We start from the raw sequence: 18490 nt of genomic DNA, 5'->3' as shown, positions 1-18490 counted from the left end.
ATGCGTACATTCCTTAGCGCACTGGCCTTCAGTGCAATGATTTCTCCCCTGGCTTATGCCGATACCACCAAGACTGCCATTGGCAGCGGTGTTGGCGGCGCGCTGGGCAATATTGTCGGTCAGCAGCTGGGAGGCAGCACAGGCGCTGCAATCGGTGCAGGCCTGGGTGGCGCCGCCGGTGGTGCCATCAGTTCACGCAACAAGACCGAAGCAGCGCTGGGTGGTGGCCTGGGCGCGGCCGGCGGCTCGGTACTGGGCAATCAGTTTGGCGGCAGCACCGGATCGACCATCGGTGCAGGTCTGGGCGGCGCAGCTGGTGGCGCGCTGGCCAATGAGGTGGCGGACAGCAACCGCCATGAAACGCGCTATCGCGACGGCCATCGCCATGGCAAGAAGCACCACAAACGTCACCAAAAGCATCGTCACCGCTAATCATCACTTCATCATCAAGGGCGCTTCGGCGCCCTTGATCGTTCAGGCCGCCAGCAGACGCTCCATCGCCTGGCGTAACACCTGGGGAATAGTCACCGGCTGGTTGCTCTGACGATCCACGAACACATGCACGAAGCGCCCTGCCGCACAGGCCTGTTGGCGTCCCTCCCTAAAGACCGCGAGCTCGTACTGCACCGAGCTGTTGCCCAGCTTGCCGACCCGAAGGCCGACCTCGATGCGCTCGGGAAAGGCAATCGACTCGAAATAGTCACAGCTAGAACTCACCACGAAACCCACCACCTCGCCACGGTGAATATCCAGGCCGCCAACCTCGATCAGGTAGCTGTTCACAGCCGTATCGAAATAGCTGTAGTAGGTGACGTTGTTGACGTGGCCATACAGGTCGTTGTCGTGCCAGCGCGTGGTGATCGGCTGGAAGTGACGATAGTGCTCACGCAGGTGCTGCGGCTGTTGCATGGGTGCCACCTCGCAGAAAGACAGGAGCCGGCATGGTGCCGGCCTCCTGCCGAGGTGACAACTGCGCCCTGCTCAGTAGGCAACTTGATAGATGGCCAGTGCGTGGGCCTGGGTCATTTGCCGAGGATTGTTGACCAGTAGCCGCTCATGCAGCATGGCGTCGGTGGCCAGGCGCGGCAGCAGATCCTGCTCGACGCCCACATCGCGCAGGCGCGCGGGCAAACCGCTGCGCTCACTGAGATCGGCCAGCTCGATGATGAACTGCTCGGTGTGATCCGTAGCATCGCCAGCGCGCAGGCGCTCGCCCAACAGCAGGGGCGCCAATTCCTCGTAGAGCGGCGCCGCTACCGAAGCGTTGAAGCCCAATACATGGGGCAACAGCACCGCCGTGCTGACGCCATGGGGTACATGACAATGCCCACCCAATGGATACGCCAGCGCATGCACTGCCGCCAGCGGCGCATTGGCATAGGCCTGCCCGGCCAGGCAGGCGCCCAGCAGCATGGCCTGTCGCGCCTCGAGATTGGTGCCGTTATGCACCGCATCGTCCAGGTTAGCGCCCAGCAGGCTCAAGGCTTCACGGGCGAGCATGTCGGACAGCGGATTCTTGCGCCGCGCGCCCGTGTAGGCCTCCACGGCATGCCCCATGGCCAACATACCGCAGGCGGCAGTGACCGGCGCCGGCAACTGCAGGGTGAGTTCGGCATCGAGCAAGGCGAGATCCGGCAACAGCCGTGCAGAAACAACCGCGACCCGCGTCGCATGCCTGGTCGTGACCACGGCGATGGGCGTGACTTCGGAACCGCTGCCAGCGGTGGTCGGCACCTGGATCAGGGGCAACCGCTGCCCCGCTGCCTTGTCGACGCCGTAGAGATCACTCAAGGTTTGCCGACAATCGGGATGGGCCAGCTGGGCGACCAGCTTGGCCACATCCAGCGAGCTGCCGCCGCCAAAGCCGATCACCAGATTGGCCTGAACTTCCCGGGCGAACTGTGCAGCCTTGTCGATCACGGTTTCCGGCGCCTGTGCCACCACGCCATCGAATACGTGCAGCGCCACCCCGCTCCTGGCGAAGGCGCTACGTACCGCTTCGCAGAAATCCTGCCGGGCCACGCCGGCGTCGGTCACCAGCACCACGGAGCGCGCGCCCCAGGCCTGACATAACGGCACGAGCCGCTGAACGGCTCCGGGTTCGCAGATGAGATGGGAGGCTGTGGCAAAGCTGAATGGCTGCATGGCGCGGTCCTCGTTCTGTGCGGCGCGCTGTCGCGCGCAAGAAAGACCGTGCCCCTGTCACCCTCGCACCGCAGCGTCTCGGCATGGCCTCTGTTCATAGTAGGCCGTGAGCCCATATCTGCCCGGAAAAGCACGCAGCAGCTGCCATTCGTCGATTGGTTGGCTGCCGCCGATAGGCGCTCGGCTCAAGGGGCGTCAGCACGCCTGCCATGTGGTTGCTTCAGGCGATATCGCGCAGCCCAGCAATCACGCGGCTTTCCAGCATATGCACGAAGATCGTCTCCGAAGACGACAATTACCCCCGTAAAAAGTGCTAGTCCATCCCGTTCTTGAGCTTATGACATATCCGCCTAAAGCCTGCCGCTGGCTCGATTTAGACTTCAGTCATCGAAGCGAAAGACGGAGGTGACTCATGCCCCTTTCCATCGACGGCATGAATATCGGCCAGTACAGCTATCGGCCACTTGGCAATACCAACAACGGTCTGCAGAGCAGTGCAATTGACCGGTCAACACCCGCGGCGCAGCGCTTGAGCGACGCTCAGGAACAGCTGCTGGAGCGCCGACGCCTGGATCAGGAGCGCCAGGAGCGGCTAAGCGAAGCCCGTGAAGAGCGGATCGCCCAACAGGAGGAGGCAGAGGAACGCGCATTGCAGGCGCGTCAGGAGCGCCAGGAAGCAGCCCGAGCGCTCGAGGAGCAGCAACGCGAACAGCGGCTTGAGGCACTTCAGGAGCAGCGTCAGGAAGTGCTCAACCCACTGTCCGCCGAAAGCCTGGCCCGCCAGCGCGTGCAGACGGAAGTAACCCCACCGGCGGCAAATACCGCACAGGTCAGCCCACGGCTCGCTGCCGAGGCAATTTCGACCTACCGCCAGACCGCATCGCCGGACTTTATCGGCCGCAGCTTGGTAGCTTGATAACCGCCTGAAAAAACCAGCCCCCGATCAGATCATTTGTTCGATCTGATCGGGGGCTGGTTTTTTATGAATAGTTTGCAGCGAGGGCGCTCATTGTGACGTGAACGCCCTGATTAGCTCACTCTTTGCCGAGGGCCTCCTGGCGCTCCAGGAACTCCTCCTGCAGCAGCGCATCGGCGTTTTCCGCCTCGCCTTCGAGCTGTTGTTGCAGATGACCAGTGCCGACCGGCTTGGTCTCAAGCTTGCCCACCAGATGTTCGAGAGCATGGCGCATCTTCTCCGCAGCACCGTCGATGGCCTGCTCCAGGGACTCGGCCTTGTGGGTCACGGACAGCGGCTGGTGCCCCTTGGGGCGCGCTTCGATCTGGCAGCGTTTATCATCGGCGCCACTCTTGCCGCCGTTCTCGTCGCTGATATGCACTTCCACCCGCGACAGGAATTCATCGTACCGGTCCAGTCGATCCGCCACGGATGCGCTCACCCATTCGTGTAGACGTGCGCTGCCTTCGATATGGTTGCTGTTCACATGAACTTGCATGGTCTTCCTCGCTTCTGACGGGTCTACGAGGTTGGAGGCAGGCGGGTGGGACTAGGTTCCTGCTGATTGCCGCCGCTGCCGGTGAATACGACAGCGGCGGTTATGATCAGAAGCGGTCGCGGATCACGGCTTCATCGAACGGTAGCTTACCGATGCGCGGCTTGGCCTCGACAGCCTTCTTGCCAACGGCAACCATCAGGCCAATCACGTGGTTGTCCGGCAGGTTGATCAGCTTGGCTACGGCGTCGAAATCAAAGCCGTCCATGGGGCAGGAATCCAAGCCTTTGCCGCGGGCGGCGAGCATCAGGGTCTGCGCTACCAGGCCACAGCTGCGCATGGTTTCGTCGCGCTGCACCTGTGGCTTGCCGCGGTAATAGTTGTCGATGGCGCCGGCCATGAACTGCTGCACCTCGGCAGGTGCGCCTTCCCACACGCGGCTCGCATTCTTTTCCCAGCTGTCGAGCTGGGCACAGATCACCACCAGCATCGAAGCATCGGTCATCTGTGCCTGATCCCAACCTACCGCACGAATCTGTTGACGCAGAGCTGGGTCGCTGACTTCCACCAGGCGCACGTGCTGCAGGTTGAAGGCCGTTGGTGCGAGCAGCGCCAGTTGCAGCAACTCGTTCTTCTCTTCAGCGCTCAGGGTAAAACCGGCGTCGTAGCCTTTGACGGCGCGGCGGCTGCGAATGGCTTCATCGATATGCATGGCAAACTCCACAGGATGGAAAACACAGCATGCTAGGCAAGCCGAGGCGCCAGCGCTACTGGAGCATTCCGATGCAATTCATCGCCTGTAACGATTTATCCGAACCCCTGCCGCGCCCTGCGAGTCGATTGACCAGAGCCAACAGGGCCCGCCCTGATACCGGTACGCCGCCGCTGCGGCCTATTGCCGGCTGTTCCAACGCAAGCACCGAGCGCTAAGCTGTCGACCATGACCCACTTGCCCTACATCAGCCTGCCCGCTGCCGACGCCGAAGCGCTGAAGGTAGGTGGAGACTGGACGCTCGCCCACTACGCCACGCTGCTGGCGCAGGTCGACAAAGCGCGGTCGGCACTGGGCGAGCACAGCCGCACCGACCTCAGCGACCTAAATGCCCTGGACACCGCCGGCGCCAGCCTGCTGGTCGAACTCATCGGCGCCAAGCGGCTGATCGCCCTGCTGCCCGAAGGCGCGCTCAGCGAGGAACGCCGCGCCCTGCTGCACACCGTCGCCACCGCCATGCAGCACGACCAGCAGGCAGCCGAGCACCCGCCCCGCTCCAGCTGGCGTGAGTTCTTCGGGCATATCGGTGAGGTGGTCGAAGGCGTCTGGCACAAGGCCGTAGGCCTCTTGGGTTTCGTCGGCCTGACGCTCAGCACCATGCTGCTGATTCTGCTCAACCCGCGGCGCTGGCGCCTGACATCCCTGGCGTCGCACCTCGAACAGATCGGCCTCAACGCGGTGCCGATCATTGCCCTACTGACCTTTTTGGTCGGCGCCGTGGTGGCCTTTCTGGGCGCTACCATTCTTCGCGACTTCGGCGCGACCATCTACACGGTCAATCTGGTGGCCTTCTCTTTCCTGCGCGAGTTCGGCGTGCTGCTGACCGCCATCCTCATGGCCGGCCGCACTGCAAGCGCCTTCACCGCGCAGATCGGCTCGATGAAGGCCAACGAGGAGATAGACGCGATCCGCACCCTGGGCCTCAACCCCATGGAGTTGCTGGTGCTACCGCGGGTTTTCGCCATGCTGATCGCCCTGCCACTGCTGACCTTTATCGCCATGGTCTGCGGCATGCTCGGCGGTGCCATGGTGTGCCTGATCACCCTGGATATTTCACCGTCGATGTTCCTGCACCTGCTGCAGGAGAACATCCCGCTCAATCACTTTCTGGTCGGCATGGGCAAGGCACCGATCTTCGCCTTCCTGATCGCGGTGATCGGCTGCCTGGAAGGCTTCAAGGTCACCGGCAGCGCGCAGTCGGTGGGCGAACGCACCACCTCCAGCGTGGTGCAGTCGATCTTCGTGGTCATCGTGGTCGATGCCGTGGCCGCGCTGTTTTTGATGGAGATGGGCTGGTGAAGGGCGAAGCGATCATCCAGGTCCGCGACCTGACCAATCAGTTCGGCCCGCAGGTGGTGCATCAGCACCTGGATCTGGACCTGTATCGCGGCGAAGTGCTCGGCGTGGTGGGCGGCTCGGGCACCGGCAAGTCGGTGCTGCTGCGCACCATCGTCGGCCTGCGCGAGCCCAACGCCGGCACCGTGCGGGTGTTCGGTGAGGATCTGCTGACGCTGCCCGCCGGGCGCCGCTCAGCGCTGGAACGGCGCTTCGGCGTGCTCTACCAGCGCGGCGCACTATTCTCCTCGCTCACCGTGCTGGAGAACATCGCGCTGCCGCTGATCGAGCATGCTGGGCTAAATCGCGCCGAGGCCGAGCGCCTCGCCAGATCCAAGGTGGCGCTGGTCGGCCTGCCCGGCTACGCCGGCGACAAGTACCCGACCGAGCTGTCCGGCGGCATGGTCAAGCGCGCCGCCCTGGCCCGCGCCCTGGCGCTGGAGCCGGACATCCTGTTTCTCGACGAGCCGACCGCCGGACTCGACCCGATAGGCGCAGCGGCCTTCGACCAGTTGATCCGCACCCTGCGCGACGCCTTGGGGCTCAGCGTATTTCTGGTCACCCACGACCTGGATACGCTCTACACCCTGTGCGACCGCGTCGCCGTGCTGTCGCAGAAGCGGGTGCTGGTGGCCGACACGCTTGACGTGGTCGCCGCCACCGACGATCCCTGGATACACGACTATTTCCATGGCCCGCGCGGACGCGCGGCCGAACAGGCTGCAGCGAGGATTAGCTGAATGGAACCACGGGCCCATCACGTCTTGATCGGCATGTTCACGGTGGCGGTCGTCAGCGCCATCCTGATATTTGCCCTTTGGCTGGGCAAATCCAGCGCCGACAAGCAATTCAACCACTATGAGGTGATCTTCACCGAGGCGGTCAACGGCCTGTCCCAGGGCAGCGCCGTACAATACAGCGGCATCCGCGTCGGTGACGTCACCAGCCTGACCCTGGACCCGCAGGACCCGCGCAAGGTGCACGCCAATATCCGCATCACCAGCGCCACGCCAATCAAGGAAGATACCCGCGCGCGCCTCACCATCACCAATATCACCGGCGGCGCGGTGATCCAGTTACACGGCGGCTCCCCCGAGAGCCCGGCGCTAAAAGCCAGCAACGGCCGCACACCGGTGATCATCGCCGACCGCTCGCCGCTGTCGCGGCTGATGGCCAATGGCGAAGACCTGATGGTCAGCGTGACGCGCCTGCTCGATCGCGCCAATGCCATGTTCTCCCGCGAGAACACCGAGAACATCGCCAAGACCCTGCGCAACCTGGAACAGATCACCGCCAGCGTTTCCGAACAACGCGAGGAACTGCGCGAAGCGCTCGCGCAAATGTCTGCCGCCGGCCGTGAGGCCAGCGCCCTGATGAACAACGCCAACAAGCTGTTCAGCGGCCCGGCGCAGAACACAATGGAAAGCGCCGAGCGCCTGGCAGCCTCGCTGGAGCGCAGCAGCAGCAATATCGAACAGCTGCTGCAGGACAACCGCGCCGCCCTTGATGGTGGTATGCAGGGCATCGGCGAACTCGGCCCGGCGATCAACGAACTGCGCGACACCCTGGGCTCGTTGCGCTCGTTCTCGCGGCGCCTGGAAGAAGACCCGGCCGGTTATCTGCTGCGCAGCGACAGCATCAAGGAGTTTCAGCCATGAAGGTATTCGTCACTGCCGGCGCTCTATTGCTGACCGGCCTGCTCAGTGCCTGTTCGGTTCTGCCCAAGGGCGAGCCACTCGAGGTGTACTTGCTGCCGAGCAACCTGCCGGTGCGTGCAGCCGGGGAGCAGCGGGAAAGCTGGTCGCTGCGGGTCAACCGCCCGCAGAGCAGCCAGTTGCTGGACAGCCCGCGCATCGCCGTGCTGCCGCAAGGCGATCGCATCAGCGCCTACCAGGGCGCCCGCTGGAGCGACCGCGCGCCAGCGCTTTTTCGCGACCGGCTGATCGGCGCCCTCCTCGATGACGGCCGAGTCGGCGCCGTCAGTAGCGACGACGGTCGCCTGCAGGCCGACCTGGAATTGAGTAGCGATCTACGCGCCTTCCAGAGCGAGTACCGCAACGGACGGCCGGAAGTGCATATCCTGCTCGATGCCCGCCTGGTGCAGGCTGGCAACCAGCGCATCCTCGCCAGCCGGCGTTTCGAAGTGCGACAGATCGCTGGGGACACGGCGGTGGAATCGGTGGTTAAGACATTCGGCGCTGCCAATGACCAGTTGTCGCGCCAGCTGATCGATTGGGTAGTGCAAGAAGGCCGACACAATGCGCCGGATAACAGCAAGCCCTGAAAACTGTTAGTAGCGAGCATTAGAGCTGGCTCCTGTGGGAACGGGCCATGCCCGTGATTTTCGCGCGCATGGCGCGCTCCCACAGGTCGATGACAGCTATCGCTGCATAATAAAAAACGGCCGATGTGATCACTCACACCAGCCGTTCTTTGTGCTGCATTATCAGGCTTTAGACGAAGACGATCTCGTCGTTCTCGACCTTGCCCGTCACCGTGCTGCCCGGGCTGAACTGGCCAGACAGGATCAGCTGCGCCAGCGGGTTTTCGATCCAGCGCTGGATGGCGCGTTTCAATGGCCGCGCACCGTACACCGGGTCATAGCCAACGGCGATCAGCTTGTCCATCGCCTCGTCGGAGAGCTCCAGGCTCAGGTCGCGTTCGGCCAGGCGCTGCAGCAAACGCGAAAGCTGAATGCGCGCGATGCCGGCGATCTGTTCACGGGCCAGGGGCTCGAACACCACCACCTCGTCGATGCGGTTCACGAACTCGGGGCGGAAGTGGTTGCCCACTGCATCCATCACCGCCGCACGCTGCGCCTCGCGGTCGCCAACCAGCTCCTGGATCTGCGCCGAGCCCAGGTTGGAGGTCATCACGATCACCGTGTTCTTGAAGTCCACAGTGCGGCCATGGCTGTCGGTCAGGCGGCCATCCTCGAGCACCTGCAGCAGCACGTTGAACACATCCGGGTGAGCTTTTTCAACCTCGTCCATCAGCACCACCGAGTAAGGTTTGCGGCGCACCGCCTCGGTCAGGTAACCGCCCTCCTCGTAGCCGACATAGCCGGGCGGCGCGCCGATCAGCCGCGCCACGGAGTGTTTCTCCATGAACTCGGACATATCGATACGCACCAGCGCGTCTTCGGTGTCGAACAGGAACTCGGCCAACGCCTTGCACAGCTCGGTCTTGCCCACACCGGTCGGGCCGAGAAACAGGAACGAGCCGCTGGGTCGGTTCGGGTCAGCCAGGCCGGCACGCGAGCGACGCACGGCATTGGCCACCGCCACCACGGCTTCGTCCTGACCGATCACCCGCTGGTGCAGCAGGCCTTCCATCTTCAGCAGCTTGTCGCGCTCGCCTTCGAGCATCTTCGAGACCGGGATACCGGTCCACTTGGAAACCACTTCGGCGATTTCTTCTTCGGTGACCTTGCTGCGCAGCAACTGGTTTTCCGTGGTGCCGTGCTGATCGACCATCTGCAGGCTGCGCTCCAGATCGGGAATCACCCCGTACTGCAGCTCGGCCATGCGGTTGAGATCGCCCTTGCGGCGCGCCGCTTCGAGCTCGGTCTTGGCCTGCTCGATACGCTGCTGGATCTGTGCCGAGCCCTGGACTTCGGCTTTTTCCGACTTCCAGATGTCTTCCAGATCGGCGTATTCCTTCTCCAGCTTGGCGATGTCTTCCTGGAGTTTGACGAAGCGCTTCTTGGCCGCCTCATCCTCTTCCTTCTTCAACGCCTGGGCTTCGACCTTGAGCTGGATCAGCCGGCGATCCAGGCGATCGAGCACCTCGGGCTTGGAGTCGATCTCCATGCGAATACGGCTGGCGGCTTCGTCGATCAGGTCGATGGCCTTGTCCGGCAGCTGGCGGTCGGTGATGTAACGGTGGCTGAGCTTGGCCGCGGCGATGATCGCACCGTCAGTGATGGCTACCTTGTGGTGCACCTCGTAGCGCTCTTTCAGGCCGCGCAGGATGGCGATGGTGTCTTCCTCGCTCGGCTCGTCGACCAGCACTTTCTGGAAGCGCCGCTCCAGGGCAGCATCCTTCTCGATGAACTGGCGGTACTCGTTCAGTGTGGTAGCGCCCACACAGTGCAGCTCGCCACGGGCCAGGGACGGCTTGAGCATGTTGCCCGCATCCATGGCGCCCTCGGCCTTGCCGGCGCCAACCATGGTGTGCAGCTCATCGATGAACAGAATCACCCGACCTTCCTGTTTGGACAGCTCGTTGAGCACGGCCTTGAGGCGCTCTTCGAACTCGCCGCGGAATTTGGCACCGGCGATCAGCGCGCCCATGTCCAATGACAGCAGGCGCTTGTCCTTGAGGCCGTCCGGCACTTCGCCGTTGACGATGCGCTGGGCCAGGCCTTCGGCGATGGCGGTCTTGCCGACGCCGGGCTCACCGATCAGTACCGGGTTGTTCTTGGTACGCCGTTGCAGTACCTGAATGGTGCGGCGGATCTCGTCGTCACGGCCGATCACCGGGTCGAGCTTGCCCTCTTCGGCGCGCTTGGTCAGGTCGACGGTGTACTTGTCGAGCGCCTGGCGCGACTCCTCGATGTTCGGGTCGTTGACCGCATCGCCGCCACGCAGGTTGTTCACCGCGTTCTCCAGCGCCTTGCGGCTCACACCCTGGGCGAGCAGCAGCTTGCCCAACTTAGTGTTCTCATCCATCGCGGCGAGCAGCACCAGTTCGCTGGAGATGAACTGGTCGCCCTTTTGCTGTGACAGGCGATCGGCCTGGTTGAGCAGGCGCGCCAGATCCTGAGACAGGCTGACGTCACCGGTAGGGTTCTGGATTTTGGCCAGTTGGTCGAGCTCTTTGCTCAAGGCCTGGCGCAGGCCGTTCACATCGAAGCCCACCTGCATCAGCAGCGGGCGAATGGAGCCGCCTTGCTGGTCGAGCAGCGCCTGCATCAGGTGCAGCGGCTCGATGGCGGAATGGTCGTGGCCGACGGCCAGGGACTGGGCGTCGGAAAGGGCAAGCTGCAACTTGCTGGTTAAACGGTCGATTCGCATGGCGTCTTCCTTCCTGTAAAGGCAGGCCGGCGCGGTGCATGCGCCTGACAATAAAACCTGCCGAGATGGAGCATAGATGAGGCCGATTGTGCGGGTTTCAAGCGGAGAGGTTTTGCGGTGGATCAGGGGCGGCGTCGAAAGTGCCACCCCTGATGACGCGCCGTTCGACAGCGGCGCCCGTGCTGACGATCACTTAGGACCTACTCACGGTCTTTCGGCCCGACTTCAGTACCTTGTTCCGGCCACGGTCTTGTAGGAGCGGCTTTAGCCGCGAGCTCTTTAATTGTCCTGATAACAAGCTCGCGGCTAAAGCCGCTCCTACGCAATTGCTGAGTGTCTAGCGATCCGCCAGCCAGATCAGCGACGCGAAGCGCCCGGTCTGGGCCGCGCGTCGGTAGGAGTAGAAGCGCGAATCACTGACGGTGCAGAAACCGCCGCCATATACGGCGTTGACACCACGCGCCGCCAGGCGGATGCGCGCCAGCTGATAGATATCGGCCATAAAGCGCCCGGCATTCTGGCTCGGCATGAAAGCGCCCGCGGCCTGAGCATGCTGACTGACGAAGGCCTCACGCACCTCGGCGCCAACCTCGAAGGCCTGGGGGCCGATGGCCGGTCCCAGCCAGACGAGCGTGTCGTCCGCCTCGATAGCCAGCGCATCCTGCGTGGCTTCCAGCACGCCATTGGCCAGGCCGCGCCAGCCGGCGTGGGCTGCAGCCACAAGACTGCCGGCGCGGTCGCAGAACAACACCGGCAGGCAGTCGGCGGTCATCACCGTGGCGGCAATGCCGGGTGTCGCCGTCCAGCTGGCGTCGGCTTCGACCACCGTTTCCGGGTCGGCATGGGCAACGGCAATACCATGCACCTGCTGCAGCCAGGCCGGCCGACAGCCGAGCTGGCTGAGCAAACGCTGGCGATTCTTGGCCACCGCTGCCGGGTCATCCTCGACATGGGCGGCCAGGTTGAAGCTGTCGTAGGGCGCCTGGCTCACGCCTCCGGCGCGGGTGGTCACGCAGGCACGCACCCAGTCGGGCGCTGGCCAGTTGGGCGTCAGCCAGTCGTGGGCCTTGTCACTCATCCGATGAACGCCTCGCGATCCTGACGCAGGAGACTCAGCAACCAGACGAAGTCATCGGGCAGCGGCGACTGCCACTTCATGCGCTCACCGGTAATCGGGTGATCCAGCTCGAGGAAACGCGCGTGCAGGGCCTGGCGCGGAAACTCCTTGAGGTTCTGCACCATGGTCTGGCTGGCGGCCGGCGGAATACGGAAGCGGCCGGCATACACCGGGTCGCCCACCAGCGGGAAACCGATATGGCTCATGTGCACGCGAATCTGGTGCGTGCGGCCGGTTTCCAGTTTGACGCGGGCGTGGGTGTGCGAACGGAAGCGCTCCAGCACACGGTAGTGGCTGACTGCGGGCTTGCCGCCATCGGTCACCGCCATACGCTGGCGCTGGGACGAGCTGCGGCCGATGGGCGCGTTGATCTTGCCGCCCGAAGTGATCACACCGATGACGATACATTCATAGATACGGCTCACGGTGCGCTTCTGCAACTGATCGACCAGGCGGGTCTGCGCCTCGATGGTCTTCGCGACCACCATCAGGCCGGTGGTGTCCTTGTCCAGGCGGTGCACGATGCCCGCGCGCGGCACGTTGACGATGTCCGGCACGTGGTGCAGCAGCGCATTGAGCAGGGTGCCATCGGCATGCCCGGCCGCCGGGTGCACGACCAGGCCGGCGGGCTTGTCGATCACCAGGATCTGCTCGTCCTCGTAGACGATGTTGAGCTCGATGTCCTGGGCGATCCACTCACCCTGGGCTTCCTGCTCGGCCGACAGCGCCAGAACGGCGCCACCGTGGACTATATCGCGCGGGCGCAGCACCTGGCCGTCGACGGTCAGGTTGCCCTCCTTGATCCAGCCGGAAAGGCGCGAGCGCGAATGCTCGGCGAACAGCTGGGCGGCGACTTGATCGAGGCGCTGGCCGCCCAGATCGGCGGGGACCTCGGCGGTTAATTCAATGGCCTGCTTATTGATAGATGACATGCTCGGCAACGGCGGGGGCATAGCCTTTGGTTTCGGCTACACGCTTGTGGTTAAATACGGCGTCTTTGCCCCAGGGGTACCGGGGGCACTCATCATAACAGGACGGCCCTGCCCAAGACAGCCGCCGTCCCAGGGACGCAAGCCGCCATGCCAGTGAAACACCTGCTGCTGATCGCCATCCTCGCACTTACCGCCGCCTGTTCCTCCAAGGAAGTCCTGGACGAAAACCTGAGCGAGGCAGAACTCTACCAGCAGGCTCAGCAAGACCTGGATAATGGCAGCTACACCAGCGCCGTCACCAAGCTCAAGGCCCTGGAATCGCGCTACCCCTTCGGCCGTTACGCCGAGCAGTCGCAGCTTGAGCTGATCTACGCCAACTACAAGAACGCCGAGCCGGAAGCCGCGCGCTCCGCCGCCGAGCGCTTCATCCGTCTGCACCCGCAGCACCCGAACGTCGACTATGCCTACTACCTCAAAGGCCTGGCCTCGTTCGACCAGGACCGCGGCATCGTCGCCCGCTTCCTGCCGCTGGACATGACCAAGCGTGATCCGGGCGCGGCCCGCGACTCCTACAACGAGTTCGCCCAGCTCACCAGCCGTTATCCAAACAGCCGCTACGCACCGGATGCCAAGCAGCGCATGATCTACCTGCGCAATCTCCTGGCCGCTTACGAAATTCACGTCGCCCACTACTACCTGCGCCGCCACGCTTACGTGGCTGCGGCCAACCGTGGCCGCTACGTGGTGGAAAACTTCCAGGAGACCCCGTCAGTCGGCGACGGCTTGGCCGTAATGGTCGAGTCCTACCAGCGCCTGACCCTGGACGACCTGGCCGCTACCAGCCTGGAAACCCTCAAGCTCAACTACCCCGATCATCCGAGCCTGGAAAACGGCGAGTTCGTGCCACAGGAAGAGGCCGCCGACGAACGCTCCTGGCTGGCCAAGGCTACCCTCGGCCTGATCGAAAGCGACGCGCCACCACCTCCAAGCCAGACCCAGGCCAGCCAGGACGTGCAGCGCCAGTACCAGGAAGCAGTCGACCAGATGCCGGCAGAGCTGAAATCCGGCGAGCAGGGCGAGGCGCAAGGCCGCAAACGCTCCTGGTTCAGCTACATGACATTCGGCCTGTTCGACTGAACTCTGTCTTCACGCCAGCCTGATCACGATGCCAGTCAATCGACTGGCATCGTGCTTTCTGGCCTGGCAAAAACGCGTGCCGGGTAACTGTGCGGGCAAGTCGTCGTTAGCTACACTGCCCCATCCCTCGACACGAAGAGAGCGCCATGGGCCTGTTCCGCCTGCTGTTCTGGATTGCTATCATTTTTGCCGTCATCTGGGTATGGCGGCGCTATGTCAGTGCCCCGCGCCAGCGCCAGAAGGCAACCCCAACCGCAGACAGCCCGACGCCGATGGTGCGCTGTGCCCATTGCGGCGTGCACACACCGCAGCAGCACGCCCTACAGCTGGCGCAGCGCTGGTACTGCAGCCAGGCCCACCTGGAACAAGGCCCCAAGCCCGGTGCCCAATAGCGCGCTAGCGGTACGCGGCTCCCAGGGCCACCGTATCTTCCGGCTGTATCACCTCTATCGCCTGATCATCGGCGTGGTGCTGGTGCTGCTGGTTTCCGCGAACCTGGACTCCGAACTGCTGGAGCTGGCCCACGTGCCGCTGTTTCGCGGTGCCAGCTGGGTCTATTTGATTCTCAACATCCTGATCGCGCTGACGCTACACACGCCCAACCGCCTGCTGCCGGTATTCGCCGTGGCGCTGGGCGACGTGATCATGCTCTCGGCGCTGTTCTACGCCGGCGGTGGCACGCCAAGCGGCATCGGCAACCTGTTGATCGTCTCGGTCGCGATCGCCAATATCCTGCTGCGCGGACGCTTCGGCGTGCTGATCGCCGCCGCTGCGTCGATCGGCATGATCTACCTGACCTTCTACCTGAGCCTGCATCACGCGCAGGCCAGCGCCCAGTACGTGCAGGTCGGCGCTCTAGGCGCCCTGAGCTTCGCCGCCGCGCTGTTCGTGCAAGGTGTGACCCGCCGCCTGCAGGCCAGCGAGAGCCTCGCCGAACAGCGCGCCGCCGATGTGGCGGATCTGGAAACTCTCAATAACCTGATTCTGCAGCGCATGCGCACCGGCATTCTGGTAGTGGACGAGCAGCGCCGCGTGCTGCTGGCCAACCAGGCAGCCCTCGCCCTGCTGGATCAGCAGAACCTGGCGGGTAAGATTCTCGACCCGCACTGCACTGAACTGGTCAAACGCCTGCAGCAATGGCAGGAAAATAGCAGCCTGCGCCCTGCCAGCCTGCAGACGCTCAGCGACGGCCCGACCTTGCAGCCCAGCTTCATCCCACTGCAGCGTGGCGGCCAGCGGCACATCCTGATCCTGCTCGACGACATCTCCCAGATCGCCCAGCAGGCGCAGCAGCTCAAGCTGGTCGCCCTTGGGCGCCTTACCGCCGGCATCGCCCACGAGATTCGCAACCCGCTAGGCGCCATCAGCCATGCGGCGCAGCTGCTGCAGGAATCCGAAGACCTGCAGGGGCCGGATCTGCGCCTGGCGCAGATCATTCAGGATCACTCGCGGCGCATGAACCTCATCATCGAGAACGTACTGCAGCTCTCGCGCCGCCGCCAGGCCGAGCCGCAACTGCTGGATCTCAAATATTGGCTGCACCGCTTCGCTGCTGAATTTCGCAGCACAGCGCCGGCCTCCAAGGTGCTGCACCTGGCCATCGAAGGCAGCAGCATCCAAACGCGCATGGATCCCAACCAGCTCAACCAGGTCATCACCAACCTGGTGCAAAACGGCCTGCGCCACAGCGCCAAGATCAATCCGCAAGGCCAGGTGTGGCTGAAGCTGTTCCGCGATCCGCGCAACGATCTGCCGGTGCTCGAAGTGCTTGACGACGGCGAAGGCGTGCCGGCAGACCAACTGCATCACATCTTCGAGCCTTTCTACACCACGGAAAACAAAGGCACCGGCTTGGGCCTGTATATTTCCCGCGAGCTTTGCGAAAGCAACCAGGCTCATCTTCACTATCAACCACGCGAAGGCGGCGGCGCCTGCTTCCGTATCACCTTCGCGCATCCGCGAAAACTGAGCTGAACGACCTGATGAATCGCCAGAGAGCCCTGATCGTCGACGACGAACCCGATATCCGCGAACTGCTGGAGATCACCCTCGGGCGCATGAAACTCGACACCCGCAGCGCCCGCAACGTCAAGGAAGCGCGTGAGTGGCTGGCCAAAGAGCCGTTCGACCTGTGCCTGACCGACATGCGCATGCCCGACGGCACCGGGCTCGACGTCGTGCAGCACATCCAGCAGCGCTATCCTCAAACGCCGGTGGCGATGATCACCGCGTTCGGCAGCATGGATACCGCGATCAACGCGCTCAAGGCCGGCGCCTTCGATTTTCTGACCAAACCGGTCGACCTCGGCCGCCTGCGCGAGCTGGTCGATACGGCGCTGCGCCTGCGCAGCCCTGAAGATGAAGAAGCCCCAGGAGCCAGCCGACTACTGGGTGAATCGCCACCGATGCGCGCCCTGCGTGCACAAATTCAGAAGCTCGCCCGCAGCCAGGCGCCGGTGTACATCAGTGGCGAGTCGGGCAGCGGCAAGGAGCTGGTCGCGCGGCTGATCCACGAACAGGGCCCGCGTCGCGAGCGCGCCTTCGTGCCGGTCAACTGCGGCGCGATTCCCTCGGAGCTGATGGAAAGCGAATTCTTCGGCCACAAGAAGGGCAGCTTCACCGGCGCCGTCGAAGACAAACAGGGCCTGTTCCAGGCCGCCAACGGCGGCAGCCTGTTTCTCGACGAAGTGGCCGATCTGCCGCTGACCATGCAGGTCAAACTGCTGCGCGCCATTCAGGAAAAGGCCGTCCGCGCCGTCGGCGGCCAGCAGGAAGTGGTGGTCGACACCCGCATCCTGTGCGCCACCCACAAGGACCTCGCCGCCGAAGTGGCGGCCGGTCGCTTCCGCCAGGATCTCTACTACCGCCTCAACGTCATCGAACTGCGCGTACCGCCGCTGCGCGAGCGCCGTGAAGACATTCCGCTATTGGCCGACGTGATGCTCAAGCGCCTCAACGAAGGCATCGGCCTGCCGCCGGTCAAGCTCGACGGCCCGGCGCTGGAAAAGCTCAAGAGTTACCGCTTCCCCGGCAACGTGCGCGAGCTCGAGAACATGCTGGAGCGCGCCTACACGCTGTGTGAAGGCGACGTGATCTGCGCCAACGACCTCCGCCTCGCAGACGCCGCACCGGCTGGCGAGAACGGCGACGCCAGCCTGGCGCAGATCGACAACATCGAGGATTACCTGGAAGACGTCGAACGCAAACTGATCATGCAGGCGCTGGAGGAAACCCGCTGGAACCGCACCGCCGCCGCCCAGCGCCTGGGCCTGAGCTTTCGCTCGATGCGCTATCGCCTCAAGAAACTGGGCATCGACTGAGACCGTAGCCTGCGGTTGCCCCCCCCTGAGCACACAGCCCTCGTAGCCTGAGGTTGAGCGAAGCGATACCCAGGTTCAGCGGCCCCGCCCCAAAGCAGGTCGCCTACCTAAAAACGCCCTGCCGGCGAGTAAGGCGCCGGATCGATGATCGGCTCACGCCTCAGCATCAGATCCGCCAGCAACCGGCAGGATGCCGGCGCCAGCACCAGTCCATTGCGGTAATGCCCGCAATTCAGCCACAAGCCCTGATGCTCCGGCACCTCACCGATAAAGGGAATGCCCTCGGGCGAGCCGGGCCGCAATCCAGCCCAATGTCCTACCACCTCGGCGTCGCGCAATGCCGGCAGCAACGTTTCGGCAGACGCCCGCAGACTGACCAGTGCGTCATTGGTCGGCGTTTTATCGAAGCCGGCATGCTCCAGCGTACTGCCCACCAGAATGTGACCGTCACGCCGCGGAATCGCATAACGCCCACCGGCCAGCACCATGCTGGGCAGAAAATCCTGCGCACACTTGAACAGAATCATCTGCCCTTTGACCGGTTCGACGGGCAGGCTCATTTCCAGACTCTGCAATAGCTCGCCGCTCCACGCGCCGGCAGCGACAACAACTTGCTCGGCCAACAACTCGCCAGCGGCAATTTGCACCCCTGCGATACGGGTGCCTTCGCGCACGAACTGCACAACCGGGCTGTGCTCACGCAGCGTTACATTCGGCAAACGTTGCAGGGCGGCGCGCAATGCCTTGACCAGCCGCGGGTTACGCACATTGGCGACGCCGGACATATAAATGGCGCGCTGGAATCCGGCGCCCAGAGCGGAAACCTGCCCATAGGCCGACTCGACCGGCACCTCATGCAACGGCCGCCCCTCACGCTGCGCCCAGGCCAACGCATCGGCCTGATCGTCCAGATCCAGCCAGTACAGACCGGTGACATGCACTTCGGGGTCGATACCGGTGTCCGCCAGCAACCGCTCGCCCAAGCCTGGGTAGTAATCCTGAGACCAATGCGCCAGCGCCGTCACCGCCTGGCTGTATCGCCATGGATACAGCGGCGACACGATCCCGCCCCCTGCCCAGGATGCCTCCGAACCAACAGAACCACGATCCAGCAAGGTGACGCGCTTGCCTGCCATCGCCAGTTGATAGGCCGACAACAACCCGATAACCCCGCCCCCCACCACAATCACATCCGCACGCACAACTCACCCCAGTCACGAAAACGGCAAGCCTTGACAGCGACACCTCAGGGTCTAAACAGAA

18 protein-coding genes are annotated in these 18490 nt (G+C 63.7%); 10 read left to right on the top strand and 8 right to left on the bottom strand.

The features are described from left to right. Positions 1-432: a glycine zipper domain-containing protein gene (locus FB481_RS00295; protein WP_147174742.1), complete on the top strand. Its 432-nt coding sequence runs from the start codon at positions 1-3 to the stop codon at positions 430-432. Between the two features lie 42 nt (positions 433-474). Here the strand turns inward: FB481_RS00295 and FB481_RS00290 are convergent, their stop codons facing one another. Together FB481_RS00290 and FB481_RS00285 are read right to left on the bottom strand one after the other, a co-directional pair. Further along, positions 475-909, bottom strand: coding sequence for a thioesterase family protein (locus FB481_RS00290; RefSeq protein WP_147174741.1), 435 nt, complete (start codon positions 907-909; stop codon positions 475-477). 72 nt (positions 910-981) lie between these two features. Then, a complete protein-coding gene (locus FB481_RS00285; RefSeq protein WP_147174740.1) occupies positions 982-2145 on the bottom strand; it encodes an iron-containing alcohol dehydrogenase in 1164 nt (387 codons plus the stop codon). A gap of 412 nt (positions 2146-2557) precedes the next feature. Between FB481_RS00285 and FB481_RS00280 the strand changes: the two genes are divergently transcribed. Continuing rightward, complete coding sequence (locus FB481_RS00280; protein WP_147174739.1) at positions 2558-3061, top strand: hypothetical protein; 504 nt, start codon at positions 2558-2560, stop codon at positions 3059-3061. Positions 3062-3179: 118 nt separating this feature from the next. Here FB481_RS00280 and FB481_RS00275 read toward each other — a convergent pair whose 3' ends face one another. Continuing rightward, positions 3180-3599, bottom strand: coding sequence for an HPF/RaiA family ribosome-associated protein (locus tag FB481_RS00275; RefSeq protein ID WP_093499922.1), 420 nt, complete (start codon positions 3597-3599; stop codon positions 3180-3182). A gap of 106 nt (positions 3600-3705) precedes the next feature. Continuing rightward, positions 3706-4308 (bottom strand): nitroreductase family protein, encoded by a 603-nt coding sequence (locus FB481_RS00270; protein ID WP_093499924.1) that lies wholly within the window; start codon positions 4306-4308, stop codon positions 3706-3708. A 228-nt stretch (positions 4309-4536) separates the two neighbouring features. On the opposite strand from FB481_RS00270, the gene FB481_RS00265 reads away from it, so the two are divergent. The 4 genes from FB481_RS00265 to FB481_RS00250 are packed head-to-tail and all read left to right on the top strand — an operon-like array spanning position 4537 to position 7987. Further along, complete coding sequence (locus FB481_RS00265) at positions 4537-5667, top strand: ABC transporter permease (RefSeq protein WP_147174738.1); 1131 nt, start codon at positions 4537-4539, stop codon at positions 5665-5667. Further along, the gene (locus FB481_RS00260; RefSeq protein ID WP_147174737.1) at positions 5664-6443 is read left to right on the top strand and encodes an ABC transporter ATP-binding protein; all 780 of its coding nucleotides are present in this window, start codon (positions 5664-5666) and stop codon (positions 6441-6443) included. Before FB481_RS00265 ends, FB481_RS00260 begins: the two co-directional genes overlap by 4 nt. Next, on the top strand, positions 6444-7361 hold the full coding sequence (locus FB481_RS00255) for an MlaD family protein (RefSeq protein ID WP_093499929.1): 918 nt from the start codon (positions 6444-6446) through the stop codon (positions 7359-7361). Next, positions 7358-7987: an ABC-type transport auxiliary lipoprotein family protein gene (locus FB481_RS00250; RefSeq protein WP_147174736.1), complete on the top strand. Its 630-nt coding sequence runs from the start codon at positions 7358-7360 to the stop codon at positions 7985-7987. The genes FB481_RS00255 and FB481_RS00250 overlap by 4 nt, the downstream gene beginning before the upstream one ends. Positions 7988-8156: 169 nt before the next feature. On the opposite strand, the gene clpB is transcribed toward FB481_RS00250, so the two are convergent. From clpB to rluD, 3 genes are all read right to left on the bottom strand, one after another. Continuing rightward, on the bottom strand, positions 8157-10721 hold the full coding sequence (clpB, locus tag FB481_RS00245; RefSeq protein ID WP_093499933.1) for an ATP-dependent chaperone ClpB: 2565 nt from the start codon (positions 10719-10721) through the stop codon (positions 8157-8159). A gap of 337 nt (positions 10722-11058) precedes the next feature. Next, positions 11059-11799, bottom strand: a complete 741-nt coding sequence (pgeF, locus tag FB481_RS00240) for a peptidoglycan editing factor PgeF (RefSeq protein ID WP_147174735.1) — start codon at positions 11797-11799, stop codon at positions 11059-11061. Next, positions 11796-12770, bottom strand: a complete 975-nt coding sequence (gene rluD, locus FB481_RS00235; protein WP_013792894.1) for a 23S rRNA pseudouridine(1911/1915/1917) synthase RluD — start codon at positions 12768-12770, stop codon at positions 11796-11798. The genes pgeF and rluD overlap by 4 nt, the downstream gene beginning before the upstream one ends. 147 nt (positions 12771-12917) lie before the next feature. Here rluD and FB481_RS00225 point away from each other — a divergent pair, with 147 nt between their 5' ends. The 4 genes from FB481_RS00225 to FB481_RS00210 all read left to right on the top strand — a co-directional run bounded on the left by FB481_RS00225 (position 12918) and on the right by FB481_RS00210 (position 17227). Then, positions 12918-13907: an outer membrane protein assembly factor BamD gene (locus FB481_RS00225; protein ID WP_093499936.1), complete on the top strand. Its 990-nt coding sequence runs from the start codon at positions 12918-12920 to the stop codon at positions 13905-13907. A 146-nt stretch (positions 13908-14053) separates the two neighbouring features. Beyond that, positions 14054-14299, top strand: coding sequence for a PP0621 family protein (locus tag FB481_RS00220; protein ID WP_093499938.1), 246 nt, complete (start codon positions 14054-14056; stop codon positions 14297-14299). Then, the gene (locus FB481_RS00215; protein WP_093499940.1) at positions 14289-15881 is read left to right on the top strand and encodes a PAS domain-containing sensor histidine kinase; all 1593 of its coding nucleotides are present in this window, start codon (positions 14289-14291) and stop codon (positions 15879-15881) included. Before FB481_RS00220 ends, FB481_RS00215 begins: the two co-directional genes overlap by 11 nt. Positions 15882-15889: 8 nt before the next feature. Next, a complete protein-coding gene (locus tag FB481_RS00210) occupies positions 15890-17227 on the top strand; it encodes a sigma-54 dependent transcriptional regulator (RefSeq protein WP_093499942.1) in 1338 nt (445 codons plus the stop codon). A 107-nt stretch (positions 17228-17334) separates the two neighbouring features. Here FB481_RS00210 and thiO read toward each other — a convergent pair whose 3' ends face one another. Beyond that, the gene (thiO, locus tag FB481_RS00205) at positions 17335-18429 is read right to left on the bottom strand and encodes a glycine oxidase ThiO (RefSeq protein ID WP_093499944.1); all 1095 of its coding nucleotides are present in this window, start codon (positions 18427-18429) and stop codon (positions 17335-17337) included. Between the last annotated feature and the right edge of the window lie 61 nt (positions 18430-18490).

It is taken from the genome of Pseudomonas sp. AG1028, assembly GCF_007993955.1.
Taxonomy (GTDB): domain Bacteria; phylum Pseudomonadota; class Gammaproteobacteria; order Pseudomonadales; family Pseudomonadaceae; genus Aquipseudomonas; species Aquipseudomonas straminea.
The sequence above is the reverse complement of the archived record's forward strand: the minus strand, read 5'-3'. Positions and strand labels throughout refer to the sequence as shown.